Here is a 25,561-nt window from a genome sequence, read left to right as displayed (position 1 = left end):
CGGAGGTGCTAGAGATTGATTTCTTCCACTTGCTCTTTAGTTTCAGCATCAAAGATTAACTGTCTTGCAATACGCCCTCTTTCGTGAACGCTTGCAATGTGGGCTTGCAATGCTACATATAGTTGCTGTAGTTGTGATGCTGTCAGATTAACAGTTGTATTGTCTGCCAGTGTCCATACTTGATCTACACCTGCAACCGCTACACCCATAATCCGACCTTGAGAAACCTGATCTGAATCATAAGTATTGCCCTCAAACTCAAAACCACCAAACTCAAGTCGATCGCGCTCAGATTTAACCTCAGTCCATTTCTGGGCTTTGATTTCATCTAAGGTGCGCGGATCAATCCAATCCTTTAGATCGTAATTAAATATGTGGTACGAGGTTGGTTGAGCGGGCATCACTACCCAGCCATCCTGATAATACATATTTGGCTCAGGAGGGTCTTCAACTGCCTGACACCCTTTAGGAGTGTTTAATTCAACTGTCTCATCGTTGCTTGAAATGGTTTTTAGTAACTCTCCTTTATTGGAAATAATCGCTGTCATTTCTTCAACTCCAGTACTGATACAACCCTGTTCGATATTCTGACTGAATGACCAAACACGCTCCGAAGGAGTGCACGCAATGAGCTATCAATCCCCGCAAAGCCAATTTTTACACTAACAACCGTCTGCCCGGTACCAGCAGCCACAATCGTAGGCGGTAGTGTAATAGCATAATCAAATGCTGCATCATAAGCACCCGACGCACTACCCGCCTGGACACTTGTATTCCTGACGTATTTATATTGCGCCACAGCAGATCCATTCACGTAGATAGTTACAAACATTCGAGCCTTGGATAGGTCGGGCGCACTATCTCCCGTGGGCGGAAGAAATTGCATATTGGCAGCAACAGCCAAGCCACAATCAATCCTTAGCTTCCCTCCTGATCGATTGACTGTAATTGATGCGACATCACCAATATATGATTCCCATTCAGAAATCAGCGCGTTGGTGGCGTAGGTTGCTGTTTGTCTATCGGCTGTTTTAATAATTTCCTGAGGGTACTCTGCGCTAGATGGAACCGTTACTGCCTCGTCTTGAATCTTTAGTGTTGTTACAGCCAAGTCATCAATATTCCCTGACTTAACTGCGAGTTTTGCAATCTTCGCAGTATTAACCGCTAAATCTTCAATATGCGAAGTTTTGACAGACTGATAGTCCATCATTGCTGATTTCAGGTAAGCGGACACAGGAAAAACAGTGCCAGTAATTGGATCAGTAAAAGGCGTATTGCGGAAAACGAATGGGTAATATCCAGTGCTGCCGCCACTTCCGATCGCTAGTGCATCAACATTGAAAATGAATTTACCCTCAACACCATCATTTGCACCGCCCCAGCCGATTACTTTTCCATTCACATCGATTTTTGTGAACTTCTGAGCATATAAGCCATCTACACTTTCATTTATCTCCTGAATTGATGCAGTGTTTTTACCAACAGTTGTTTGTAGCGTACTGACTTGAGTAGCTATAGCCCCCTGCTGTGTAGTCAGAGCACTAACTTGAGTCTGCACAGTCGCAATATTTTCTGTAGCTGTATCAGCCTTCCCAAGCGCTTCATCAGCAGTTTTTTGAGCTGCATTGGCGACTGCCTTGGCTGCTGCCTCTGCTGCATCTGCTTTATTTTTAGCGTCTAAAGCTGCTGCTGCCTTAGCTGCCGACTCTGCTGCATTGGCCTTAGCTGTTGCGTCGCTTGAGGCTGCTGCTTTAGCCGCATCCGCTTCAGCTTTCGCCTTTGCCTCTGCATAGGTTTTAGCCGCCGCCTCTGCTGCTGCAGATTTAGATTGAGCATCTAAAATTGCTTGATCTGCGGAGCTTTGCGCTGCACTTGTGGCGGATTGAACTGTATCAACCCGGGTAGACAGGGCTTTGTCAGCATCCACCAGGACCTCTAGTTCGGCCTGAATTGTCGCAATGCTTTGCTGCAAATCATCACCAACTTGGGCTTGCAGGGTGTCGAGTCTACGGCCTAGGGCGCTATCTGCATCCGCGCGGGTTTGCTGCTCAGTCCAAATTAGTGCCTTCGTATCATCAACTTGGCTTTGCACGGTATTAATCTGCGTAGCCAAGGCTGAGTCGGCCTCCGCACGTGCTGTGGACTCAGACTGAATAAGTGCAGTGTTATCACCAACCTTCGCCACAGTTGTATCAATACGCTGACTCAGCGCCATGTCATTTTCAATCATTGCTGATTGCAAAGTCCATGTTCCCGCAAAGCCTTCTGTTGAGCCGATTAGATCTTCAGTTGAGCCAATTAACTTAGGGTTGACCTGTGCATACACACCGTCAAGTTTGGTTGTATTGGCACTGATTTTTCCTTCATGTTCCGCCACTTTTGCATCGGTTTTAGCTAAAGCGCCTGTGGTAGCCTTATCACCAAGTTCGACTGTAATTGCATCAATTTTGCTGGCATTCGCACTAGACTGTGTTGCCGCAACATCCGCTTTAGATAATGCAGTTGCAGCGGTTTGATTTGCTGTGCCTGCTGTATCAGCAGCCTGATTTGCAATGGCACTGGCTTGCTGCGCAAGTGATGCTGCCGACCCTGCTAAATCTGTTGCTGTTTCAGCTTTGGTTAGTGCTGTGGCTGCGTTGGTTTTTGCTGTACTTGCATCCCCCTCTGCTGTAGTCACACGACTATCTAAGGCTTGCACGGCTTGCGTATTTGAAGATATATCATCAACTGCTGTATTGATTTTCTGCTGAACATTAGCAAGCGCAGTATCATTACTACTCTTGTAGTTATTCAATGCAGTCAAGTTTGCAGAATCACCGTTTTCGCGATCTAAAATTTCTTGCGTCAAACCATCATTAAGATCACTTACAGCCAGAATACGCGCCTCTGTTTCCTTATTTAGCTCCTGATTAAGCTGATCAACCTCGGTTTGTACTGCAGTAATATTGTCAATCAAATTCCCAATATCACCATCAATACCCGCAATCGTATCAATCTTATCGATCTTTGTTTGCAGATCCTTGTGCAGTTGTGATTCGCCAATCTTGCCCGACAAAATATCAAGCACGGCAGACGCATCGGCTGAAGTAGTGGCACTGACACGCGCAGACCATGGCCCAACATTCCCAATCCGATCAATCAAGCGCCCCCGGAAATATCGGGTGAGATTTGGTTGCATACCCTGAATAACATGCGTTGTCGTCGGGTATGCAAACAAACCCAGTTGTGTGGCATTGGCACCATTAGTTGTTGTTGAAATCTCAATTTCCGTATAGGCAGTATCTAGTGCGCCAGTTGACGGGAAGTTCCAGCTCAATTGATAACCAAACAAGATACCGGTGGCAGCAATATTTGCTAGCGCTGGCGGCAATCCTTGTTTACCAGACAGAGTTGTCAAAACAGAATAGGTCGGCAGGGATGCAACATCAAATGCGGAAATCGCAGTCACGCGCGCTTCATAATTGCCCGCATAAATACCCTGCACTTCTACCGAGTTGCTACCCGTAATTGGCAATTTAATCCATGTGCCATCATCTTTACGCCATTCCACCTGGTACTTGGTTGCGCCTTCAGCTTGTGGCCATGAAATAACCATAGTTTCAATTGAGAGGCCTTGCTGCACCATCGCTTCAGATGTAATCAGTACAGATTCAACCGGGGCTTGCAGCTTCGGATTAATAATTGAAATTGGGCGATCATCAATAAATGCACCAAAATCAATCGCATCATATTTTACTGATTCATACTGAAGACCAGTAATCGAAAACTGATGCTTTTCATCTTGAGTGATGCTCATGACGCGAAACTTCATAGTCTTCAAATCTTGCGCATCAACAGCCCAGACGTTCTCCGCGGCAACTGAATCAAATGCAGTAGTCACTGTAATATTGCGGCCACTGACAGACGATACAATTCGAGCTTGAGATTTCCCATCTTCACCATTCACCACCAGTCGATCACCGGCGCGACATACCACATCATCACGATCAATTGTGATCGTACGTAAATTAGGGGACACTTTTGAGATGCGACCACCATTGGCACGGCCGGCAAACAGCTCATCCGCAATTTCAATTACACGGCCCGGCTGTGGAATATAGCCATCCAAACCAACCTTGAAAGATACGGTCCGGGTTTCCAGTTGCTCAGACTTTAAGGCCCAAAGACCTGCGCGTTGTGCCTGACCTTCCGATGTACACCCCCACGCATCAATCTCAGCAATACGCACACCAAGCTTAGCAATGGCTGCCTCATCACGTACATAAACATATTCAGTTTTGTAATGATTTGCAGGGTTATCCCACGCCACTTTTGCAACAGTATGACGATCACGCGCACGGGTGCCTGAGTACTCAAACAGGCCATCAATCACGTTGGCGCGTGTATAAGTAAAATAAGTATCTTGTGGGATGTCAGCATCACAGACAATCGAATTACCATCCCAGTAGCTGATAGCACGAAATACACCAGCCAGCTTGGTTAAAATTGCAAATGCATCTTCTGTGCTTTGCAGATACACATTGCAAGTAAAACGCGGCTCTTCACCGCCTTTGCCGTCCGATACTTTTTGATCGCAGTATTGCGCCAAGCGATACAGTGACCACTTATCTAGCATTAATGATGTAAGTCGATCACCCAGCGCATAGCGTTTCGCTATGCAAATGTCGTAATAGATCCACGCTGGGTTGTTGGTGTAAGCGCGTTTAAATGTGCCATCCCACATCCCGGTATAGGTGCGTGCAACCGGATCATAGTTTGACGGAACTTGCAGCTTAATACCCTTTAGATCCACTGCGATTTTTGCAACATTTGAAAAAGTTTCTGCATCGTATTGCAAGCCAAGCAGCGCTGTATTTGGATAGCTAAGCTTTAGGTCAATGACTTCAGTTAGCGCATCAATATACATCTTGTCACTGATATATTCTGATGTTGAGTTGGGTGTGATGCGACGAACACGGATGGTCCAGCCAGTATCGGCTTTCGGCAAATCAATACGATGTGATCGCTCATAGTCTGCGGATGTTTTATCGGCAATCTGAGTGTTTAAAACCTCAGTCCATGTTCCGCCATCAGCTTGTAGATCAATCGCATACTGAATGACGATGCCCTTTACATCGCCATTATCAGCATTCTGTTGACGCAATGGCCCCCACTTAAAGCGAATACGCACAGCATCAAGGTCAGTATTAGAAATGGAACGAACCCATGGCGTACCAGAAACCAGCTCAACATTAATCGCGGTTTCTGATGAAATATCTGGGAAGCCTTCAATGTGCTCCTGATCATTCGTGCCGAAACGGAAATCTGCTTGCACATCCTGAAAATTCGATCCGCCATTTGGGTTGTGTAGCGGAGTTTCTTCCAAATAAACTGATTGCAGACCATTGGCTAAGCCTTCCACTTCACCTTCAGACAAGCCATATAGAACTTTGATATAGGTTTTGGATTGTGCTGAATCGGGTGCGATGACTGGCTTTCTCGCCTTCTTCTCACCTGCTTTTGCGCCTTTAATTACTGCGTCCATACTTATCCTCAGACAATAAAAAAGGCGCTGTATGCGCCTGTATATTCCTGTTATTTACATCAAGTCTTCGGGATACTGTCCGGCACTTGCAATAAATCCACCGACTTCACGCTGACCGTAAAGCACCGGTACTGGATTGCCTTGCGCTACCGTGGTGACTGCACCACCAAAGCCTTTATTAGCCTTGTTGCCGTCTTGGTTTTGATCTTGATTTTCAATTTTAGGCATCAGCATTTGTGCGATACCACCCACCATCATGCCCACACCTGCACCGATTAGGCCTGCACCCAGCGCAGCACCACCACCAAGCGTCCCCACTGTCACAAGTACACCCACCACCACAAGCACTGCACCCACAATGGTCTGAATAAGTCCGCCATCACCGCCAGCACCTTTCACTTTTGGCACCACCTTGATTACCTTGGCATCGGTATTCATATCGAGTTCGGCTTCAGAAATATTTTGCTTATCCTGAAAAACAGCAAACTCTAAACCCTGCTCATGGGCATGCAGCATAAAGTGCTCAAAGCCAGGTACTTGCACGCATAAAGCACGCATTGCTTCGCGAGTATTATCAACAGCCAGATGGAATTCCTTGCCGAACTTCTTGGCTAGAATGCCGTAAAGTCTAATTTTTTTAAGCATATCGAACCACCTTCACGACTCGTTCCTGCCATTGTGGACCAAAGATTTCACGAACAGATTTGCGCCCATAGGGATGATGCAGAATAAGAGCTGACCCAATACAGGATTCGGTCTTTTCAGACCTAAGCGCCCCATTATCACCAAGCCAAATTACTGCATGATTCACATGCTCAGTGCGTCCGACTCGGCATAACAGCACATCACCGTATTGCGGCTGATCCACTTCGATAAAACCTGCTTCACCAAAGCCATCCAGATACAGGGATTTATTCTCTTTGGATTCCCACCACAAGTCTTGACGCTCAAAATCGATTAGCTTGATGCCTAGCTCGCGTTCATAAAAATCACGGACGATGGAATAACAATCTTGTATGCCATGAATATAGTTTCGCCCAACTAGCGGTGCGCGATAACCACATGGCTCATACACTTGAAATTCAACATCGGGATAAGCACAGATTACCCAAGGCTTTTCATGTAGTTCAATTTGAATTAAATCAATTTCAGATGCGCGTGCTGAGGCATTTGGGTGTGAATGCACATAAGCCTGAATTTCACCTAAGTCTTCAGCCTTAGCTAAATCTTTATGATGGATTTCAAACTGATCTTTATTGTCTGAAATGTTGCGACACGGAATGTATTCTTTATTCACAATCACACCGCAGCATTCGTTTGGATAAACTTCAGCAGCATGCGCCTGGATTGCTTTTTTAAGTTTTGCGGTTAGTTTCATTTAAGACTCACAATAAAAAACCACCCGAAGGTGGTTTAGGAGGTTTTAATTTTGGGTGGAGCTATAAGCTCTTTGCCAGTCTTGCCATACTTAATTCTTTGCTTAACTGTAACTACCTTTAGGTTGTATTTTTTAGCTATCTGACCAACTGTTAAATACTCGCCCTCAACTTCGTATTTTGGATATTCACGAAGTGGTTTTAAAAGATCGCTCCCAGTTACACCGTTTCTAATGCGAACATTAATCGTGTCTTTGGTGGTGCCTAACACTTTAGCAATTTGGCTTGCTGTCATTAAAACACCATTACCAACATCATGCTTTTTCGCTTTCATGATAGGTTTTTCTATAGCTTGGCTTAAGGTCATGCCTGTCTTATAGATCCTATCATGCAGGGTTGCAAAGCACATGTTATTTTCTCTAGCTACTTGCGAAAGAGTGACTTTGCTACCCTTAACAATGGCGTAATTATTATTCCTTTTGTTGCTTGCTTGGGTTTGATTGTCTGCCCATCTGCAATTTTCCAGAAAATAACCTTTATCATTATCAATCCTATCAATAGATGTTCCCTTGGGTTTTGGTGACATATCAGCAGAAAAGTTTCTAAAGTCCTTCCATCTATTACATACCTCAATCCCTCTACCGCCATAGCCCGCATAGTTTTTATCATCTGGGTTATGGCACCTTTGCATCATGCCATTCCATGTCTGATATAAAGGGTGTTTAGCGCCACCGTGTTTGGTTAGCCTTTCCTTGCTAAAACACCCGCACGAAACCACCGAACCACTCTTGAGATTACTATAGGTTACTTTGGTAGTATTGCCACAAGCACACTCGCAAACCCAATAGTAATTGCGCCCACTCGCAACCTCTCCGCGAGAGAGAATAGTTAATCTACCAAAACTTTCACCAGTCCGATCTTTAAAATTTTTCATTTTAATTCCTATTTTTCTAGGATTAAATTATACCAAATTATCGGACTGATTAATACAGATACATCTAAAATAATGAGCTGGCAGGGAAAGCACCGATACGTAGGACGTTACCCTTGCCAAATCGACACTCACAACCGTTCGTTCTTTTTGAGCACTTGTCGAGCGCAGGATTGTCAGTAGGTTCATCTCTGTCCGTAAACATTGCTGCGCCTGTATAGCCACATTGTTCGCTGCGATATTCCCATGCGCAGTAATTGGAAATCTGCCGCACCGGTATTTTTAAACCTTCAAAATCAATCGGGTTTGAAAGCTCAAAAGTGACCGCCTGAGCATTTTCAGAAGTCTTTTGCTCGATGTACCAAAGCTGCTCTTTGGCTTCATTGGATGCAGTTGGGTTGCCGCCACCAAAGTTTTCAGCATCCAGATATTTAGCCAGTGTGGTAATAACTTTAAGCTTTGCGCCTGCAAAGTCGCCAAACTGTAAACAGTAAGCTGATACAGCGCCCTGAATGCCGCCAATATTGTTCGACATGCTGAATGTTGGTGCTGATGCCTTGCCGTCGCTACGCATTTCAAGCCCGGAAACCTCAAGCGCCATAGGCTCGAAAGTCTCACCTTGCCATATGATGTTTCTGAACCAGGTTTTCTGATCGCCATTTTGAAACTCCTCACCAATCAGCTTGCTGGTATCCCCTAGCAACTCATTGGATCCGATTGCGCTATAGATTCGCTCCCAGTCTTCATAAGAAATATGGCCATGAAAACGTAAAATGCCCGCACCTAAAGCACGAGCATCCAATTCAAATAGTGTGATCAGGCCATCTACATAGAGTTTCTGAAAATCACTGTTCAGAGTCATGGTGGGACTCCATCACCGTAGCAACCGCTTCAGCCAAACCTGTAGGTTGAAATTCTGGTGGTGCAATTGATTCAGGCTCTTCAATTTCAGGTTGCGGAAGCTCTTGCAAACGCAAGTCAATCCAGCGGTTTTCAGTAATGTCGACTGGGTTATCAAGATCAGCAACAATGGATACGGTTTCAAAATCAAACTTTTTCTTGTATGTTTTTACTGAAATGTCGCCATTTTCTAATGTTGCATAGATCACAGAAAATAGAACATTACCATTGGCATCCTTTGGTGTTTCGATATACCACCCCTCTTGAGCAAAGCCGCTTGAACCTTTAATTAAATAATTACCGGTTCCGACTTTCTCAAATGTAATCTTTTGCTCCTGGGCCTCATCATTCAATTCAATACGATCAGCATAAAGTTCAATAATAGGGGATGCAGCTTTTACAAATCCATTACTGTCAACTGCTGTGTTTTGATCATCTAGGATTTTAAAGAAGCGTTTTGTAGTGCTGCTACCAATATTAGAGATAAGTGATCCGTGGTAAATGTTCTGATGCACATTTTGCGCTGCAATTAACAAGTGTGCGTGAGCAGGAGAAACAGCTAGATTTAAAGCTGCATACGTTCCAGCTAACGGTAGACCAATTTTCTCACCTACCCCTGCGCCATGACCTGTTGAATCCCCACCAGTAAGGCGAAGAAATGAATTTGGTATAGTATCTTCCGGTTTTAATGGCACAGGAGTAACTGACATACTGCTTGTTCCTACACCAAAATCACCAACCTTCATAACTCGCCCAGCAGTCTGATCTGTTGGTGATATGGTAAGCGTAGCAGTTGCTGCTGTACCTAATCCCAAATTAGTTCGCGCTACCCCTGCCGATGTTGCACCCGTACCACCTTTATTCACCGGAAGTGCAGCAGGTAATACCCCTTGAGCAGTCGCACCAAGTTGACTGTAAATTTCATCATCATTCGCCTGTAGTTTTGCCGAACCCGAGCGGAATGTATCACCACCTGCGCCTGTAGGTGCAGTACCTGGATTAATTGTTTGCTTAGCCATAATTTACGCCCACAAAAAAAGCCCTCGATTGAGGGCATAAAATTGATTGAAGTTAAGGTTTAAAGTCTTGAGTGAATGTGGTGGAGATGGACCAGATGCCACCACCCAAACTGATTGGCATATAATCCCCGGCCACCACGCGAACCTCACCATCCAAAGGTGAATCCCATAAGAATGAATCGGCACCCTTATGCGCATCAAAAAAGGCCTTGATCTCTTGTATCAAAGCCTTCTTGCCAGTCTTTTTATATGCCCATGTGCCCGACCGATTGTTAATCCCAACACTTGTTCGCTGTGTATATCCATCTCCAAAACTGGATTGAAGGACTTTAAAGCTTGAGGTTTGGGAGTTTCCATCCAGGTCATTACACCAAGTGAATTTTTGATTGCTCATCGTGCCAACAATCCCCCCTGTCGCTGCTCTCTGCGAATTACAGCCAATACGGCATTATTGATAAGTGCACCGAGTTGCTTGCTATCACTTTCGCTAGCAGCACTACCATCAGACGCAATTGTAATTGTGTTTTGGATATTCACATCACTACTACTAGATTTCTTATTACCCCCGCCTGAATTAATCGCACTCACAGCACCCATACCAACGCGATGAGTATCTGCAACTAATCCACCAGTCGCATAACCTCGACGAATCGACTTTCGCAACTCCTCAAAGCCTTGAGGGCCGCCTAGCGCTTTAATTTCCTCTTGGGTTAAGACACCTTCACCCTTATGGACAATACCAGCAGGATCATACTTGCCACCATGACCAGTGTAGCCGCCATCGGCAAAGCCTTTAGGGGTGGCCGCTTGAATCATTGTAACGAAGGTTCCTGATTCCATCGTTGCTATTGCGGCCGCGGCGGCCTTTTGGTACCAAGTTCCTGGTTCATTCGCATAAGCATCAGATGCAGACTTCCAGACGTTCATTCCTGCCTGAGCAAGAGCAAAAGATTGCTGTGCTCCATATAATGCTCGGTATGCGGATGATGACTCACCAAGCATTGCACCAAACATTCCTGAAAGCGCCCCTGTTACCTGTTGACCATAGCCAAGCTGAAGACTATATGAAGAAGTTTGATAATCAGATTCAATAGCAGTCATCCGATCATGATGCGCTTGCCAGATTGCTTCGCGCTCAGCAGCGGTCTCAGCAAGTGCTAATTGCGAATCAAACAACTCCTGAGAAGCATCCATTCGACCAAATCTCTCCTGCTCTAAACGGTACTGATCGCCAGTGCCATTCATTTCAGCTTGGATGCCACCCCATTGCTGAACTGCGTTATTTAAACGTCTGCGATTTTCTTCCTCTTGCAAGGCTTTGCTTAAAGCAATTTCACGCAGTTTTTGCTCTTGGCTTAACTTGGAGTTTAGGAGAATTTGCTCACGCTCCAAGCGATAGCGTTCTTGTATGGCTGCGGTTTCAGACATGAGAGCTTCACGCATTTGAAAGAGGCGGGTTTCTTGAGCCAACATCAACAACGCCTGCTCTTGCTTCAATTGCTCATCAAGCAAGGCAACAGCTTTATCGCGCTGCTCTTTGGTTAGCTCTAAATCACGAGAAGCATAGAATTTCTGCTCATTAAAACTATCCTCTAATAATTGAGATTCAGTTTTTTTGAAGGCAGCATAATCATCAAGCTTGGTTTTAAGGGCCTGTTGTGCGATTGCAATATCATTGTCAGCTCGGGCTTGGTATTCGGCTTTGAGTTCTTTGGCTTTTTCAGGGGAGAAGTTAGCAGCATCAATTTCATCTAGTTTTTCCTGAAGATTGGCGCGAATCTTCTCAACCTCACTAGATACCTCAACTTCAAGTTGGGTTCGTGCTTTGGCTTGCTCAATTGCAACTCGCGTACTCTCTTCGAGAATGCGGTCAAACTCTTTGGATGAAATATCTCCTTGCTTAAAACCAGTGCTACCCGCCATGTAGCCCTTAACATTGCTCAAGTAATTTTTAGTTTCTTTGAAACTGTATGCTCTGCCATTTTGAACATTCCCTGGGCCGGCATTGTACGCCATGATTGCTTTATCAACATCCCCGCCAAATTGCTTAATTAGCGCAGACATCATTTTAATCATGCCGTTGATGCTGGATTCTTCGCTGCGAACATCTACTCCGTACTGTTTTGCGGTTCCTGGCATGAATTGCCCTACACCCTGAGCGCCTGCTGGCGAGGTCAAAAGCTTGCCGTTTCGGTAGGTGTCCCCTCTACTTTCCTGCATAATCATTGCAGAAATTAAACCCTTAGGTATGTTGTTTGCAGCCTCTTTAGCGGAAATACTGTACTTGGTAGCAAGTGCTTGAACTTTAGCATTTACCTGTAGCACCTTCTGCTGCTTTTCAAGCTCCTTGGTTCTTTCCTTTTCAGCTTCATTGCGTGAATCAACAGCACCCTTAGCCCTCATGATTGCGTCATATTCAGCCTTAAGCATTTTTTGCAGGTCAGCCCTAAGAGCCTGTTTACCTTCCTCATTCTTGACAATAGCACCTTCGACAGCCAAGTATTTTTTAGCCAGCTCAATCATAGTGTCGTTATATCCACGACTTGCTAACGCCTCAGTGATTCGGGAGTCAGTGATATTGTCGCTAGAGGATTTTAGAAGCCTCTTAATCTCCTCGCTAAGATTTGCAACCTCTACAGCTTGCTTCTTAGCCCCATCAGTCGTCTTTTTCATCGACTTTTCTAAGGCACCTTGTGCTTGCTCCGCTGCCTTTAACTCTTTCTTTTGCTCAACATAACCACCAATCAGATTGCTAACTTTTGCCAGCTGATCATCAGTAAGAATATTTACACCCTTAATCGCTTCATAGTATTCGTTACTTGAAATTTTCCCTTGAGAAAGTTGACTGTTAAGCTTTTTAAAAGTGTTGATCTTCTCGTCAGCTATTGGCAAGCCTTCCATGAAAGCAAACAAATCAGATGCGGCTACTCGGTACTTAAGACTTAGGTCTTCAACCTGCTGAGCAAGCGCTCTGGTTTCATTGTCACGCTGAAGTGTATTTAACTCCTGATACTTCTCAATCAAATCATCAACTGACTGGCCTTGAGTGTCGATGGATGCGGTGGCTTTCTCTGCCTTATCCCGCATTAATAAATAACCAGCGGCAACGGTCGCTAGGGTTACACCCAGCCCCACCGGGCCGCCCATTGCTAAATATAAAGATCTGGCTGAGGCGGTCGCTACATTCATAGCGCCAGCTTGAGCCATTGTTGATGCAGTCATACGAATTGATGCGGCATTTGCAGCCACATAAGCTGAAACAAGACGGCCGGTAAAAACTGCTGCGGTTACACCGGCGACTTTAACAACTGTATCAAGGTTCTCTGCCAGCACGCCAAGTCCACCCGCAAGCACCCCTGTGGCACCAGTGGATTCATTCAACTTACCTAGATAGACAGTTGCAGCATTAGTTAGCTGTGTAAAACCATCTGCAACACTGTTTTCCATGTTGTTAGCAAGTTTTTCGTTTTCATCGCGAGTAGCAATCAGTGTTTTGATTAAGTCGCTTAAAGATGCTTTACCTTCAGCACCTAGCTTGCGAATTTCGGCTTCGGACTTGCCTGTAGTTTTTGCCATGTCAGCAATAACATTATCCGCGCCAGTAACAATTGAAATCCACGCATCAGCATCAATCTTGCCTTTTGCCATAGATTTGGACAGCGAATCCATTGCTGATTGTGCTTGATCTGTTCGCGTAGCGTTATGAGTAAAGCTAAAGGAAAGAGAATCAACTAAATCGAGTGTCTGGGTGGTTTGATAGCCAAGCGACTTCATACCGCCTGCCATACTCAAATAAACCTCCTGTGCTTCACCTAATTGACGGTAGGTAGTATTTGCTGTGGCAAGCACACGATCCTGCACCATTGCATACTCTTCTGCGCTTGCTGTTGCATTGCGGATACGTGCAGCCATTTGCGTATAGCCGTCGGCCATGGTAATAGCCTTGTTGATGGTTAGGATCCCACCCATATAACCCACAAGGCTTTTGATTGAAGCACCCATTGCTGTCATCTGGGTTTCGGCCTGATCACCTTTTTTGGTAAGGTTTTCTAGCTCGCTCGCGACTGCACGCGCATTACGTTCGGCATTTTTTGAGTCAATCACGATGACCAGACGAGATTCTTGAGTCATTTCACTTTCCTGCGGGCAATAAAAAAGCCCGCGAGGTGCGAGCTATAAACTATATAAAAAAAAGGAATACCTTATAAGGCACTCCCCTTGTTTAGTTGCTTGGCATCCGCTTTTTCAAGCAAAGCCTTTAGTGTGGTGATCGGCTCAGAGGCCACTCCTTTTTCAGAATAAAAAGAACCCTCTCTGTACCCATCCGTTATTGTTGATACTCGGTATTTGACATTTTTAGATTTCACCAACTGGCGCACATAATCCACTGGGACCACCACAAGCGCTGTGGTATTCGCTAAGCTACCTTGCCTGCTCACCTTATTTGACAAAATATCAACCTTAAATTCAGATATATCACCATCAATGTTGAATGATACGGACTTTATATTTGTGGAGGCGTCACCGTAAAAAATCGCCAACCCTATGCTATCTGGAGATGCGCTTGTCCATGTTCCACCAAATGAAACAAAACTCGATGCAGTTCTTTTATTATCAACCCATACACCATAAGGCTTTATAAAGCAGGTAGTTTGATTATCAAACCCACTCACCTTGCAATCTGGTTCATATTTGTTTTTAGCTTGGGCATTTGAAATTGCCATAAATAAACATAAGGAAAATAAAGCAATTTTTTTCATGTGAAAACCCTCTTATAAGTAATCACAAGATACTAATTCCAGAATGAAAAAGAAACCAACTCACGCTGATTTCTTACTCATCTTCTTATACGCCTCATCAATAAACCGATTATCCAGATCAAAGATGACCGCATTAAAAATATAACGCTCTACTGGTAGCTCATACTGCTCACAATAGGCATTTAGGTCGGCAATGCTTAAGGCTAATGGAGTGCCTTGCTCATATCGACGTGACCGGGCAATGGTGTTGTAAGCTTCGATCAAGGCATTGGCTGTGTAGCTATACTCGGGCTTTTTAACTTCTTCTGGTAGTTGTCTGCCTGTCGCTTCAGCTATTGCGCGTTGTTTTTGGTTGTACTCGCTCGCTTCTTCTTCACTGGTGAATTGGAGGTATCGGTAGAGTTCTCGGACTTTCCCAAGGTTTCATCTCGGTAGCTATTTGCTTCGGCCTGGATCTGGTCAGCCTGTGCTTTTACAAAGGCCCAGATTGCCACACCAATATCACCCATATTGAAAAGCTTGGTTGCGTTTTCAGGCGAACATTCCGGCTCAATTTCCCTGCCATCTTCCACAAATACCACGCCTTTCCAGTCTGCAACCAGATGGCATGCAGCAGCTTCAAGTAATAGTTCATGATGGAGCTTGTCATTACTACAAGCGGTGGCCACATCAAAGCCTTTTGATGACAACTGATTATATGCACGTTCAACTGCTACCCGATATGCCTTGTAGTCAGAACCACGAATCTTGAACTCAGCCAATACATTCCCTTCACCATCTTTATATTCTTTCCAAAGAGCGACTTCTTTGCTTTGCTGGATTGCTACTTTTAAAGCCATATTTGATATTCCAAAAGAAAACCGCCCGAAGGCGGCTATTGATTAAACTTTAGGTGTGCGTGTTAGTGTTGGCGCTTGATCTACAACTGTGTATTCAAATGCTGTATTCAAAATGTCATCCTTACCGCCAGTTGCAAGAGGTGCTGAAATTTCAACTTTAGGAATATTTAAAACATATTTATTTCCGGCAGTATCTGTGACTGGAATAGAAAGCGAGATATTCCCATTGGTGAATTGCTTCTCATAAAACTCAGCTGCTTTCGCTGACCAAGCCATAGTAAAGCTACCTGTACCTTTGGCTGACATTTCAAGAATTGCACCAACTTCAAGACCAGCGCCCAAGCATTTTTGCACTTGCATTGAGTTATCCCAACTAAATGAGAATGCTGTAATACAGGCTGTACCTTTAATCGATGCTCCATCAACAAGCACATCACCTACCGAGATATTCGACATACGCGGATTTGATGATGCTGGTGTAATCGTTCCAGTGGGTGCTGCTACTGCTGGAGTTCGTTTTGTCCCCATAAAGCCAAAGGTTAGACCGATCAGTCCTGATTCAGGAATATCGATACTAAATGTATTTACATGCAAGCCTGAAAAGGTGTGATAGTTGGCAATGTCGGTATAGCCCAGCAATATGCTAAATGTCTGACGAGTAGTGCCGCCAAAGGTTAGGACATTGGTCGCCCAAGTGTTAAAAGCTGCTGCTGCCATTAGGTCATCATAAGCACCAAATTGAGCTTCTGCGCTCAACTCACCTGAATATTCTGCGGAAGTGATCATGGATGACTGTTGTAGTCGGGAATCTGTTATTGATGCTGACTCTGTTTTCTCGACACTTTGATTTAAGGAAATATCTGTAAATGCCAGGGTTTGACGCGCAAATGGCGAAGGCACTGTTCCAATAACGGTTTCCTTGGCAATTTGCACTAACTGTTTTGCGCCCGAACTCATGGTTTTCTCCTATTCTAGGCATAAAAAAACCACCTTTCGGTGGCGATAAAATTTAGACATTAAAAAAAGCACCCGAAGGTGCATGTTTTTATGGCTTGAAATCTATATCGACTGAAGCACCTGAAACCACATAACGCTTCGGATCTCCCAGCGAATGAGCGGATACCACATCAATATAGATAGCTTGGACCGGTAAATTGTTTTCTTGCTGCCATTGCGCTAATTCAGCTTGAACTGCTGCCGCAATGCGTTGCTCTAATTCTTGTTTCTTGGCTTCGATTTCATGAAGCATCTTTTGGTATTCGTTCATCTCAATTTATCCTAAATTCTGCTCTCACTATCTTAGCGTAGAAGTTTTTTTCGTCCATGCTTTGTGGTGCATGCACTTTATAGATTTCGAGATGAGATGCTCCAAAGGATTGCAGATGCTTTCGCCACGTGTCGCACAGCTCAGAAAGCACCATAAGGCCACTACCCAGTGGCGCAAAGCATTGAATTGAAATAATGCCTTGATCCCGAATGCATGGCTTATCGCCAATACCTACAATCTGGCTATCAGCGTACTGGATAAACACCTTGCTCCAAGCCTTATTTTTTGGTGGCTCAAATGGCATGCCATGACTTTGTGGCTTATTTACCATTTCAACAGTTAGGTTTTCGAGTTTGGCAATCCTGATAATTTCCTGATGAATGGCTGTTTCAGCTTGAGTGAGTGTCATCATTTGTATTTGCTCGATACATTCATAAAGGCGACTGAATAGATGCCCAGTGGTCGCTGCTGACTATGCCCATTTTCGAGAGCAACTGCATAAGGCAGGTTATTTTGCACGTAAACTAAATCACCCAACTTAGCCTGAAGAATCTTTTGATTGCCTACTTCCTGAGTGGAGTTACTATTTTTATCTTTACGATTTATATCGTAAGAATTATCAGCGCCATTTAAACTTATTAAATGATTACCTCTAAAAGCACCTTGATCCACAGGACTACCAACAATCACCTGTTGCAACATCTCAGCACTCACTTTTCGTAAATGCTCATCACCAATTTTTTCTATCTCAAGCGCAAAATCACTCGGTTTGTTTTTCCATCCCATCGCTACACCTTTCTAAGTTGGCAGGTCCAGATACTTGATGTTGGATCTTGGCTAATATTTTTCACTTCAAATCCACCACCCCTAAACTGCCAGACATCCCCTATTTGTGGAATACCTGTAAGCTCATTTTGAAGGACAATGGCCTTTGCATCAGTAGTTTGGTAGTCGATAGGCTTAACCGTATCCCGAAGGTAATTCCCTCGCACACCACGCCCTGAATATGACTCATCACCCACAACCGGATAAGTCTGCGTTTCAAAATCAAAGTCGCCAGAGTAAATCAGTTTTTCACAGGTGAACGAATCGACTGCATCACCAAGCTTCTTATCAAAAGCTTTGGCTACCTTGGATTGGATTTTGTTTTTGATCATGGCCTTGGCTCTCTTCAAACATAGCAAATAGGTCTTGAGCAATTGATTGAATGGAATAGGCTTCAAATTCCGTGCTCGGATTACTTTCACCCATCCGCTGTTTGATTCGTTGCCACACGTGTACGGCTTCATGCAGCAGTAATCCATGAATCTCTACAGATGTTCGCTCTGAAGTATCGCCGATCTGCACAATCGCATAAGCATCGTCCTGGTAGAAATCAACCTGAGCAGCGCAACCCATTGATAAGAACTCGTCAGAATCATTCATGTCATCAAAGAGCAAATCCATATGAAGCTGATTACGCGCTAAGGTGTATTTGACATGCTGAAATGGCGAGATATACCACTCCGGCACATAGTTGTTGTTGATCATGCTCGAGACACCTCAAATCCAAAGCCCTTTGGTTTTAAATCTAGAGAGCCAATAAAGGCTCGCGCAATCTGCTCGAACTCCGATACTTCAACACTACCCTCAGCAAAACTTTCAGTGATTTGCACTGTGTCAGCCCTTACGCTCTCGCTGGTAGTGTGGCGAGCAATACCGGCATAAATCACACCTGCTTGGATACCTTTAATAATTTCACATGCAGCATCTTTTAAAACAGGATCAATTGGATCGGGAATAAAGCCGACTTCATTCCGCATCCATGTATTTGCTAATTTAATAAGTCGAGCTTTATCACCACCATTGGCAAAGTCTGCCCCAAGGATAGATTCAGCTTCAGATTCAGTGATAAAACTCATGGTTTAGTCCTTTAGCTGTTCCGCTTTAGTAGCTTCTTCGGCAGCCTTGATGGCTTTTAATTCTGCAGCAGTTGGTTTTTTAGCTGCTGCTTTTAGCGCTTTGATTTCTTCGTCAGCTGCCACCAAGGCTTTTTCAGCAATAAGAAGCTTGTCTTTCAGCTCTGAGTTTTCACTCATTAACTTAGTAGCAGCTTGACGCTCTTTATCTAGCTGATCTTTCAGTTCAGCATTTTCAGCAACTACTTTTTCACATTCGGATTTTGCTTCGTCAATGACGGCTTGAAGTTCAGGTGTGATACCCACCCGCACATTCGCTGTAACGATATTGGCTTTATTGCGCGCAATCAGGTCAAGATAGGCTTGAGGCACATCACCAGCCACCTCTGCACATGCTTCCAGTGTGTCGGATTCATGATAAGCACTTGCTTTGCGCAAGATATAACCTTGAGCTTGTAGCTCTGTCACATTTGCAGGCGAAAAGTCATCAGTGAAATACAGTCGCTTATTTGATTCTTGTTTCATGTTTTTAGCTTCCAATCAGGCAAAGAAAAGCCCCTTTCGGGGCAGTTCAATTAGGCAGATTTGATTAATACACCAGCGGTATCTTTTACGCTTGCAGCGATTAGATCCCAGTTGGTTGGTGTACCAATTGCCGCATCAGTAGGTGACTTGCCGCCTGCTGCTGTATCCCATGCATAACCTTTAATACCGGCACCGAAGGTCCATTCAGCTTGGTAGGTGTATTTAATGTTTTCACCACCAGTACCCGGTACGAGCTCAGCATTAAAGTCATTGTTATCATTTACGACAACTGCACCTTCAACCAGACCAAGCGTATTGTAGAAAGCTGTACCAGTATTATCACCAACTAGTGCAGGCGCATCAGTTACCACAAATACACGACCAAACGGATCTCGCACAACGTTTACACCGTCATAGCGGAAAAGGTTTTCAGAGTTGGCTAACGCATTATCAAAAAGGTTATGCATTGTGGTGGAGTGGACGATCCATGCACGAATTGCGCTTGAACGGTCACCAAGTTTCGCAGCACCCTTGTTAAGCAAGCGGAATGATGCAGTATCAGTACCATCGCCGTGCACCGCGTTTACATTGCCTGAAATCGCGGAAGATGCTCCCAAAATACCCGCATTCAGCATATCCGCTAGACGAGCTTTCGCCAGCTGCTCACCAATGGTCAAAGCTGCAAGCTCTGGATTTTGAAGAATCCAGGAATACTGCTGCTTTTCATACTCGATTGGAGGTGTACCAGCTGCAACCTTAACTGCTACATCAAGCATTTGTTCCAAGCGTTTTGCCGCCACAGTTCCGGTGCCGTATGCATTGCGACGACGAACAATACCTGCAATCGCTTTGAATGATGCTTCGATATTGAAGTCACCACCGAAAGGCTCATTAATCAATTGAATGGCACCTTGAGATGCTTCATTGAATTTTTCAATATCCTGTGCCACAGTTTCAGTCATTGCGGCATAGGTTTGCTTATTAAAAACCTGTAAATCAAAAGGCATGAGCCTCTCCTTAAATTAAATTATGCTTGTTCGCCCACTTGCTTCATGTAAGCAATCTTCTCTTCTTTGGTTTTACATTCAGCCAAAGATTTGGGGCCTGATTTATTTCCACCACTACCCTGGAATCCGCCACCTTGCGATTGACTACCTTTTAAAATCGAATCTTTGTATTGGTATCCGCCAACCAAAGTTTCCAAAGCTTCATCAAAGTCAGCGACTTCGCCTGGGCGTGTACGTGAATAGATTTTTTGACCATCCGCACCGTACGCCACAACCTTGCCTTCTTCGATCTGGAAGTTCTTTCCAAATGTGGCCTGAATCATGTCTACCGGTACGGCAATATTGTCTTGAATGAACTTAGAACGAGCAAAACCACCGCCAATAAGCTCGTTATGCAGTTGGGTTTGGAAAGCATCACGCTCCTGGACAATAGGTGCGTATTTTTCTTCAACCGCCTTAATCGCTTCTAATTTGATTTTTTCGACCTCACCAGCATCCACCAGTTTTTTATCGTCGAAGTTTTTCAAGGTTTCTAAAGCTTTTTTGGCTGCAGCTGGATCTTCGATACCCTCAAAACCTTTAAGTTTTGCTTCCAGTTGCTCTTTGGCTTCACGATGGGTTTTTGCTTCACCGTTTAGACGTGAAATCGTTGCAACCGTGTGTGCTGCATCGTGCGGTGCCTCTTTGCCATCGTCGTGAATGTAGATTGGCTTATCACCATCTACTTCTGCATAAGTCTTGCCTTCAATAGTTACTGTTTTAAGTTTCATAAGTCATCCGACCCTATTTCTAAAATGAGCATCCGCTCGTTACGCTGTCCACATCCGCTTTCAGCAGGCATAAAAAAAGACCCGTTTGGGTCTAGGTTTGGATTTGGTTTATTTGCTCTGATTGCTCAACTCAATATCTTTTTGGTGAATCGGGCTTCGCATAGTAGGTATCTTTTTCTTAGGTGGTAACTGGAAGGTCGCGGTCACAATCGTCACTCCATCCACACTACATTCAGTACTAACATTTGACTGTATGCCTATCTCTTGCTTGGTTTCGGCATCTACAAGCACAAATTGATTAGCGCCTTCAATAAGTTTTAATTCAACGTCTTTCATAACCCCAACTCCTTAAACGTTTTAGTATCCAGCGCCCTCAACTCACTTAACGTATACATGCGACCTTGCGGATCCACAAACTTATCAATCGCGTACTCACCTTGTTTGTAGAGCTTATAACGTGATGGACCCAGCCATTCTTGTTGAAAAAAATCATCCGCCTGATCAAAGAACTCTTTAAATGATGTATTAGCATCTAGCTGGCCAATGAGATGCTTGCGCTCACCCTTCGGGATATCCTTTACCTTACGCTCATCCATCACAAATGGGCGTACCCCACTTAAATTCCCGTCAGCATCCACACCGACCAATACAGATCGGCAGTTCGGATGCAAAGGTGGTCGCCTAATGCTTGAATCACCAACCTTCCATACAGTCTGATCTAAGCTTCCGCACGTTTTCGATGTCCTGCCATCCAGGGTGGCTATAAATTTTAAATGAGTAAAACCCAAAGCCTTGTAAGTTTCTTCATAAGCCACATTCGCAACATGACTACGCACTGTTCTGACTTGCCGCTCAATCGAAGAGCGAGATGACTCTAGTAATCCATCCTTATAATCAAGTGACTTCCTACCCTTGATTCGTTGAACAATCTGCTGATTCGTCTGACCTTGCGATATACCATCACGAATGACATATTCCACTTTCTTGCGCAGTGATGCAGCAATGTCAGCAAACAGGTAGTCAACTAACTGACCACCAGCAAAAGGCGTTTTTCTTGCTGTCTTATAAATCTCAGCACCAGCGACCACCACGGCGGTATCACCAGCAAGTTTTGCTGTGTATGTAGCCTCATATATTGCTAGATCCAAAGTGGACTTGTGAAACTTTTCAGACAAATCCATATCAATCGAATTGAACCACTCATCAAGAATGGTTTTAATTTCCTCAATACGTTTTAATGCCTTCGATCTACTGCCAAAATTAAGCGATTTCAGCGCATTTCGTTCTGAATCAGTTAATTCTTCAAGCAACTCAGATAATCGTTGTAACTGAGCATTCGATAGCGAATTAAAACGCCTGACTAACTCATTGACTGATTGTGATGACGCTCGGAATAAATAAGCCTGATGTTGAGTCAACGCATCAATTAAGGCTTTTTGCGCTGACTTATCCATCACTCATCCTCTGTGCCATCTTCACGCTTCTCAATTTTCTTTACGATGTCCTCCCATTTATCTTCTGGGAAGGTACCGGTCTGCTCGTAGTGATACCAAACATACATTGGCAATTCACCTGCAAGACAGGCTTCGTAAATCAGTTTAGAGCGTGTTGGGTCATATTTCGGTTTATTAAAATCCTGAGCAATCGCAAAGCTCAACTCATCCATCTTAAAATCATGCTCGGGCATAGCGAACTTTGCACACCAGCGTAGGGCATTAGTGAAAGCCTCAGATACATTGGCCACCACGAGCGACAAAACGGAATGCTGTACTGAACTCTCATTATCGGCCTGTGTTGCTGTCTTATTCGCAGAGCCTACTTCAATGAGTCGGGCACCAAGTTCTTTCATTTGGTTCCACTTGTCATTCATGCGCTCATAAGCAAGGCCATTCTTTTCAGCTTGAACCATCTTGGCATCTGTCGGGATGCCTGATCGACTACCGACACTGGCACCCGACTCTTTCACCATTGCGTACTGTTCTGGTGTGATGCTTGGGAAGCACAAAGTCGGCTGGCCTACAATAAATGCTGATTCTTCCACATCTGCTGTACTGCAGTAATATGAAAGCTCCATAGAGGCCAGCTCATACAGCGGTGCAGTACCCACTTCATCCGAGTTATCCATTGCTCCACAAAATGAGAAAGGAATGTAATCCCATGGGTTGCCGTGATAGTCAGTCGGAATATACTTCCCGCCTTCCACCCATTCGCCTTTTTCATTTTTAGTGAAAATTTGAACTGTATAGATGTAACCACTACCAGTGTCACTAAGCTCTAAAATTCTGTACTGATCTTTGCTCTCAACTGAAAAGCCATTACGAACTTTCACGGTCTCAAGCAGCTTCACAAAGCTCAACTTTTTTTGATTACCAACAATAATGTAATCCCAATCCTTAATTGCACCTGCCCTGATGATATGAATCATCGGAAAAGCACCTTTGGTCCTTTCCTCTGCCTTGCTTCGACTTGGCGCTACGTTTGGAAAATCCACATAGATACCACAGCGGTAATTACGATTGATTAAACGTGTAGCACGTTGAGCGCACTGATAAATAGAACGGCCTGCGCCATCAGCATTGCGCTCTAGATACTCCAATTCATCTGGTCGATTAAAGACAGGCGACTTACCAAAAGCCAGACCAATATGACTCGCTAAAGTTCGACCAGTCACACCCGGGAAGATAGCTCGCTGCAAATACTCTTCATAACGAGCTTTGCCATCAGGATCATTCTTTGAAGTAAATAGCGAAGGCTTAGGTAAGTAAGTTTCACGCTTTTCTTTAATGACTTCCTGACCACCACAAACATCATCCAGCTTATTCCAAGTTGTAATGTGCTTATCATAGTCAGCATGTGTTGCTGTAATGCTCATATTAGAATCCAAACATTGGTATATCGATGTGAGTGATTTGTGGTGCCTCATTTAGCTCATTAAATCCATCACTACAGCCATCCACTTGATCATCATGTTTGCCATTTGGAAAGTTCCGTAGTTCATCAATGAGGGCTTTATTCCAATCACCACGCAACATCTTCACGTTGCCGATATTGACTTGAGCAGCGAATGGCTGTGCTCGAGTAATTTTGTCACCTGAAACTGTTTCAGCTTTTACTCGAAATCCAGAAAGCATTGTCACAAAGTTTTTAGCCTGTGATTTACCAGCCTGCCCCGGATCTTGCGGCAGCCGAATCATCACTGACTTCCCATCCATCTGAGCCGTCTGCTTAATTGTATTTTCAACACCGTCAGGCCCCCAGCGGCCACGAACCATATCCACGATATAAATCTGGTTATTGGGTGTCCTCAGCATCCTTGGACCTGCCGTCCAGTCACCTTCGTTTTCCGAGGCCGCCAAATCCCAAGCGCGCACTTCTTTAGTGAATTCTGCAGGCAGCGCATCCACAATTTCAATTCTGTCAGGCTTAAAAAAACCGCCAGCTGGCGGTGATGGTAACTGTCTATACTGACCTGAGAACACATAAGGCGCCGCATATTCCATAACCTTTAGGCGCTCTATGGAGTGTTTTTCAGGCCATAGTGCTGAACCATCCTCCTGAATTGCGGAAAGGCATAAATGCTCCCACTCTTCACCATTGCCCCCACCCAACAACCAGCCCGACAAGTCCTCTTCATGCAAACGCTGCATAATGACAATAATTGGCGTATCGGGTGAGTTGGTGCGTGATTCAAGCGTGTTCTGAAACCATTCAATTACGTTTTTCCGGATCGTATCTGAACTAGCTTCACTGGCTTTATGCGGGTCATCAATAATGATTGCACCGCCAAATGAATCTCGGAATTTACCTGCACCAAAACCCGTGATGGTACCACCTGTACCTTGTGAGTAGCAGACTCCGCCCTTTGCGGTACGCCAATCATCCTTTGCCTTGCTGTCATCCCGCAGTTCAAAATCAGGGAATACACGCTTGTATGCTTCTTCTTGCACCAAGTTACGTGTCTGAAATGCATTGTTTGCTGCAAGTGTGGCTGAGTAGCTGACATGAATAAACTCACTGTCAGGCGCTTTGCCAAAACACCATGCCATGAAGTTAATCACTGCAAGCTCAGTTTTTGAATACCGAGGTGGAATATTAATGATAAGTCGTTTGGTTTCACCCCGATATACTTTCATCAGTGCATCACAGATCACTCTATGGTGCCAATTATGAAGCCATTTATATTTACGCCGTTCTTTAAACATATAGCGTGAGAAGAAATATAGATCCTCTTGAGCTTCAATTTGAATAGCTAATTCACGCGCTGGATCAGTATTCATCTAAGACCCGCTCCCTTGCTTTTAGGTAGCTATCCGTAGGCACATTCTGATTGATGGTTTCTATTGGTTTGCCGTCCTTACCAGTGATTTCCTGCTTGGTCACGCGACCATCGGTTTCCTGAAAGGCTTGCTTTAGTAGATTCTGCTTTGCACGTTTATTTCGGCCAGAATCCTCATACATTTTTTGAAGTTCACGTAAACGAAAAGCTTTGTTTGCAATAGCAATATCTTCAATATTTTCTCTAAAGTCTTTGCGAGTGCGCTCAAACAAGTCTTTTAACTTTTTACTCAGATTCCGCCCAGCTACTTTGGTTGGGTCATAAAGTGCAACCTGCTGCCTGGTAATTTCAATCTCATATTCTTGCTTTACAGCTTCTACTACTTGTTGAGGGGTTTCGAAGCAAGCAAGAGACTGAACTATAAAGATTTTTACAGGCTCTTTAAGTGCTGCCATAAACACCTCTT

27 protein-coding genes are annotated in these 25,561 nt (G+C 44.4%); all 27 read right to left on the bottom strand.

What is annotated here, in order from left to right; genetic code table 11:
• Positions 1–8: 8 nt before the first annotated feature.
• On the bottom strand, positions 9–548 hold the full coding sequence (locus tag NI467_RS06465) for a DUF4376 domain-containing protein (RefSeq protein ID WP_253151928.1): 540 nt from the start codon (positions 546–548) through the stop codon (positions 9–11).
• Positions 545–5,527, bottom strand: a complete 4,983-nt coding sequence (locus NI467_RS06460; RefSeq protein ID WP_253151926.1) for a host specificity protein J — start codon at positions 5,525–5,527, stop codon at positions 545–547. Before NI467_RS06460 ends, NI467_RS06465 begins: the two co-directional genes overlap by 4 nt.
• Before the next feature lie 54 nt (positions 5,528–5,581).
• Positions 5,582–6,172: a tail assembly protein gene (locus tag NI467_RS06455; RefSeq protein ID WP_151206233.1), complete on the bottom strand. Its 591-nt coding sequence runs from the start codon at positions 6,170–6,172 to the stop codon at positions 5,582–5,584.
• The gene (locus NI467_RS06450; RefSeq protein ID WP_253151924.1) at positions 6,165–6,905 is read right to left on the bottom strand and encodes a C40 family peptidase; all 741 of its coding nucleotides are present in this window, start codon (positions 6,903–6,905) and stop codon (positions 6,165–6,167) included. Before NI467_RS06450 ends, NI467_RS06455 begins: the two co-directional genes overlap by 8 nt.
• 35 nt (positions 6,906–6,940) lie before the next feature.
• Positions 6,941–7,837, bottom strand: coding sequence for a hypothetical protein (locus NI467_RS06445; RefSeq protein WP_253151922.1), 897 nt, complete (start codon positions 7,835–7,837; stop codon positions 6,941–6,943).
• Positions 7,838–7,901: 64 nt separating this feature from the next.
• Positions 7,902–8,696 carry a phage minor tail protein L gene (locus tag NI467_RS06440; protein WP_151206230.1) on the bottom strand — a complete coding sequence of 265 codons (795 nt, stop codon included), beginning with the start codon at positions 8,694–8,696 and terminating at the stop codon, positions 7,902–7,904.
• Positions 8,680–9,753 carry a phage tail protein gene (locus NI467_RS06435; protein WP_253151911.1) on the bottom strand — a complete coding sequence of 358 codons (1,074 nt, stop codon included), beginning with the start codon at positions 9,751–9,753 and terminating at the stop codon, positions 8,680–8,682. Before NI467_RS06435 ends, NI467_RS06440 begins: the two co-directional genes overlap by 17 nt.
• A gap of 52 nt (positions 9,754–9,805) precedes the next feature.
• Positions 9,806–10,147, bottom strand: a complete 342-nt coding sequence (locus NI467_RS06430) for a phage tail protein (protein WP_151206228.1) — start codon at positions 10,145–10,147, stop codon at positions 9,806–9,808.
• Positions 10,144–13,884 carry a tape measure protein gene (locus tag NI467_RS06425; protein WP_253151909.1) on the bottom strand — a complete coding sequence of 1,247 codons (3,741 nt, stop codon included), beginning with the start codon at positions 13,882–13,884 and terminating at the stop codon, positions 10,144–10,146. Before NI467_RS06425 ends, NI467_RS06430 begins: the two co-directional genes overlap by 4 nt.
• Before the next feature lie 71 nt (positions 13,885–13,955).
• Positions 13,956–14,513 carry a hypothetical protein gene (locus NI467_RS06420; RefSeq protein ID WP_253151907.1) on the bottom strand — a complete coding sequence of 186 codons (558 nt, stop codon included), beginning with the start codon at positions 14,511–14,513 and terminating at the stop codon, positions 13,956–13,958.
• A 60-nt stretch (positions 14,514–14,573) separates the two neighbouring features.
• Complete coding sequence (locus NI467_RS06415) at positions 14,574–14,777, bottom strand: hypothetical protein (protein ID WP_253151905.1); 204 nt, start codon at positions 14,775–14,777, stop codon at positions 14,574–14,576.
• Between the two features lie 68 nt (positions 14,778–14,845).
• On the bottom strand, positions 14,846–15,352 hold the full coding sequence (locus tag NI467_RS06410) for a hypothetical protein (protein WP_253151904.1): 507 nt from the start codon (positions 15,350–15,352) through the stop codon (positions 14,846–14,848).
• Positions 15,353–15,394: 42 nt separating this feature from the next.
• Positions 15,395–16,309, bottom strand: a complete 915-nt coding sequence (locus NI467_RS06405; RefSeq protein WP_253151902.1) for a phage tail tube protein — start codon at positions 16,307–16,309, stop codon at positions 15,395–15,397.
• An 88-nt stretch (positions 16,310–16,397) separates the two neighbouring features.
• The gene (locus tag NI467_RS06400; RefSeq protein ID WP_253151900.1) at positions 16,398–16,619 is read right to left on the bottom strand and encodes a hypothetical protein; all 222 of its coding nucleotides are present in this window, start codon (positions 16,617–16,619) and stop codon (positions 16,398–16,400) included.
• Between the two features lies 1 nt (position 16,620).
• Positions 16,621–17,031: a phage tail terminator-like protein gene (locus NI467_RS06395; protein WP_253151890.1), complete on the bottom strand. Its 411-nt coding sequence runs from the start codon at positions 17,029–17,031 to the stop codon at positions 16,621–16,623.
• Positions 17,028–17,405, bottom strand: a complete 378-nt coding sequence (locus NI467_RS06390) for a hypothetical protein (protein ID WP_253151887.1) — start codon at positions 17,403–17,405, stop codon at positions 17,028–17,030. The genes NI467_RS06395 and NI467_RS06390 overlap by 4 nt, the downstream gene beginning before the upstream one ends.
• Before the next feature lie 2 nt (positions 17,406–17,407).
• Positions 17,408–17,776 carry a glutamate 5-kinase gene (locus NI467_RS06385; RefSeq protein WP_258170022.1) on the bottom strand — a complete coding sequence of 123 codons (369 nt, stop codon included), beginning with the start codon at positions 17,774–17,776 and terminating at the stop codon, positions 17,408–17,410.
• Positions 17,733–18,149: a hypothetical protein gene (locus NI467_RS06380; RefSeq protein WP_253151877.1), complete on the bottom strand. Its 417-nt coding sequence runs from the start codon at positions 18,147–18,149 to the stop codon at positions 17,733–17,735. Before NI467_RS06380 ends, NI467_RS06385 begins: the two co-directional genes overlap by 44 nt.
• Positions 18,146–18,520, bottom strand: coding sequence for a hypothetical protein (locus NI467_RS06375; protein WP_253151875.1), 375 nt, complete (start codon positions 18,518–18,520; stop codon positions 18,146–18,148). Before NI467_RS06375 ends, NI467_RS06380 begins: the two co-directional genes overlap by 4 nt.
• Positions 18,521–18,523: 3 nt before the next feature.
• Complete coding sequence (locus NI467_RS06370) at positions 18,524–19,042, bottom strand: hypothetical protein (protein WP_253151872.1); 519 nt, start codon at positions 19,040–19,042, stop codon at positions 18,524–18,526.
• A gap of 50 nt (positions 19,043–19,092) precedes the next feature.
• The gene (locus tag NI467_RS06365) at positions 19,093–20,049 is read right to left on the bottom strand and encodes a major capsid protein (RefSeq protein ID WP_253151870.1); all 957 of its coding nucleotides are present in this window, start codon (positions 20,047–20,049) and stop codon (positions 19,093–19,095) included.
• Between the two features lie 20 nt (positions 20,050–20,069).
• Positions 20,070–20,819, bottom strand: coding sequence for a DUF6651 domain-containing protein (locus tag NI467_RS06360; RefSeq protein ID WP_253151868.1), 750 nt, complete (start codon positions 20,817–20,819; stop codon positions 20,070–20,072).
• Positions 20,820–20,927: 108 nt separating this feature from the next.
• Complete coding sequence (locus NI467_RS06355) at positions 20,928–21,155, bottom strand: hypothetical protein (RefSeq protein ID WP_253151858.1); 228 nt, start codon at positions 21,153–21,155, stop codon at positions 20,928–20,930.
• Complete coding sequence (locus NI467_RS06350; RefSeq protein WP_253151855.1) at positions 21,152–22,273, bottom strand: minor capsid protein; 1,122 nt, start codon at positions 22,271–22,273, stop codon at positions 21,152–21,154. The genes NI467_RS06355 and NI467_RS06350 overlap by 4 nt, the downstream gene beginning before the upstream one ends.
• Positions 22,273–23,691: a DUF4055 domain-containing protein gene (locus NI467_RS06345; protein ID WP_253151854.1), complete on the bottom strand. Its 1,419-nt coding sequence runs from the start codon at positions 23,689–23,691 to the stop codon at positions 22,273–22,275. The genes NI467_RS06350 and NI467_RS06345 overlap by 1 nt, the downstream gene beginning before the upstream one ends.
• Before the next feature lies 1 nt (position 23,692).
• The gene (gene terL, locus NI467_RS06340; RefSeq protein ID WP_253151852.1) at positions 23,693–25,096 is read right to left on the bottom strand and encodes a phage terminase large subunit; all 1,404 of its coding nucleotides are present in this window, start codon (positions 25,094–25,096) and stop codon (positions 23,693–23,695) included.
• Positions 25,086–25,550, bottom strand: coding sequence for a DUF2280 domain-containing protein (locus NI467_RS06335; protein WP_253151849.1), 465 nt, complete (start codon positions 25,548–25,550; stop codon positions 25,086–25,088). The genes terL and NI467_RS06335 overlap by 11 nt, the downstream gene beginning before the upstream one ends.
• Positions 25,551–25,561: the final 11 nt, after the last annotated feature.

The sequence above is a fragment of the Acinetobacter sp. S4397-1 genome (genome assembly GCF_024129285.1).
Classification (GTDB): Bacteria; Pseudomonadota; Gammaproteobacteria; order Pseudomonadales; family Moraxellaceae; genus Acinetobacter; species Acinetobacter lwoffii_C.
Note: the sequence above shows the minus strand (reverse complement) of the source record. Positions and strands in the feature narration are given on the sequence as shown.

Coding starts and splice junctions, on each gene's coding strand:
- NI467_RS06465 (WP_253151928.1), bottom strand. CDS start 548: ATGACAGCGATTATTTCCAATAAAGGAGAGTTACTAAAAACCATTTCA.
- NI467_RS06460 (WP_253151926.1), bottom strand. CDS start 5,527: ATGGACGCAGTAATTAAAGGCGCAAAAGCAGGTGAGAAGAAGGCGAGA.
- NI467_RS06455 (WP_151206233.1), bottom strand. CDS start 6,172: ATGCTTAAAAAAATTAGACTTTACGGCATTCTAGCCAAGAAGTTCGGC.
- NI467_RS06450 (WP_253151924.1), bottom strand. CDS start 6,905: ATGAAACTAACCGCAAAACTTAAAAAAGCAATCCAGGCGCATGCTGCT.
- NI467_RS06445 (WP_253151922.1), bottom strand. CDS start 7,837: ATGAAAAATTTTAAAGATCGGACTGGTGAAAGTTTTGGTAGATTAACT.
- NI467_RS06440 (WP_151206230.1), bottom strand. CDS start 8,696: ATGACTCTGAACAGTGATTTTCAGAAACTCTATGTAGATGGCCTGATC.
- NI467_RS06435 (WP_253151911.1), bottom strand. CDS start 9,753: ATGGCTAAGCAAACAATTAATCCAGGTACTGCACCTACAGGCGCAGGT.
- NI467_RS06430 (WP_151206228.1), bottom strand. CDS start 10,147: ATGAGCAATCAAAAATTCACTTGGTGTAATGACCTGGATGGAAACTCC.
- NI467_RS06425 (WP_253151909.1), bottom strand. CDS start 13,884: ATGACTCAAGAATCTCGTCTGGTCATCGTGATTGACTCAAAAAATGCC.
- NI467_RS06420 (WP_253151907.1), bottom strand. CDS start 14,513: ATGAAAAAAATTGCTTTATTTTCCTTATGTTTATTTATGGCAATTTCA.
- NI467_RS06410 (WP_253151904.1), bottom strand. CDS start 15,352: ATGGCTTTAAAAGTAGCAATCCAGCAAAGCAAAGAAGTCGCTCTTTGG.
- NI467_RS06405 (WP_253151902.1), bottom strand. CDS start 16,309: ATGAGTTCGGGCGCAAAACAGTTAGTGCAAATTGCCAAGGAAACCGTT.
- NI467_RS06400 (WP_253151900.1), bottom strand. CDS start 16,619: ATGAACGAATACCAAAAGATGCTTCATGAAATCGAAGCCAAGAAACAA.
- NI467_RS06395 (WP_253151890.1), bottom strand. CDS start 17,031: ATGATGACACTCACTCAAGCTGAAACAGCCATTCATCAGGAAATTATC.
- NI467_RS06390 (WP_253151887.1), bottom strand. CDS start 17,405: ATGGGATGGAAAAACAAACCGAGTGATTTTGCGCTTGAGATAGAAAAA.
- NI467_RS06385 (WP_258170022.1), bottom strand. CDS start 17,776: ATGATCAAAAACAAAATCCAATCCAAGGTAGCCAAAGCTTTTGATAAG.
- NI467_RS06380 (WP_253151877.1), bottom strand. CDS start 18,149: ATGATCAACAACAACTATGTGCCGGAGTGGTATATCTCGCCATTTCAG.
- NI467_RS06375 (WP_253151875.1), bottom strand. CDS start 18,520: ATGAGTTTTATCACTGAATCTGAAGCTGAATCTATCCTTGGGGCAGAC.
- NI467_RS06370 (WP_253151872.1), bottom strand. CDS start 19,042: ATGAAACAAGAATCAAATAAGCGACTGTATTTCACTGATGACTTTTCG.
- NI467_RS06365 (WP_253151870.1), bottom strand. CDS start 20,049: ATGCCTTTTGATTTACAGGTTTTTAATAAGCAAACCTATGCCGCAATG.
- NI467_RS06360 (WP_253151868.1), bottom strand. CDS start 20,819: ATGAAACTTAAAACAGTAACTATTGAAGGCAAGACTTATGCAGAAGTA.
- NI467_RS06355 (WP_253151858.1), bottom strand. CDS start 21,155: ATGAAAGACGTTGAATTAAAACTTATTGAAGGCGCTAATCAATTTGTG.
- NI467_RS06350 (WP_253151855.1), bottom strand. CDS start 22,273: ATGGATAAGTCAGCGCAAAAAGCCTTAATTGATGCGTTGACTCAACAT.
- NI467_RS06345 (WP_253151854.1), bottom strand. CDS start 23,691: ATGAGCATTACAGCAACACATGCTGACTATGATAAGCACATTACAACT.
- terL (WP_253151852.1), bottom strand. CDS start 25,096: ATGAATACTGATCCAGCGCGTGAATTAGCTATTCAAATTGAAGCTCAA.
- NI467_RS06335 (WP_253151849.1), bottom strand. CDS start 25,550: ATGGCAGCACTTAAAGAGCCTGTAAAAATCTTTATAGTTCAGTCTCTT.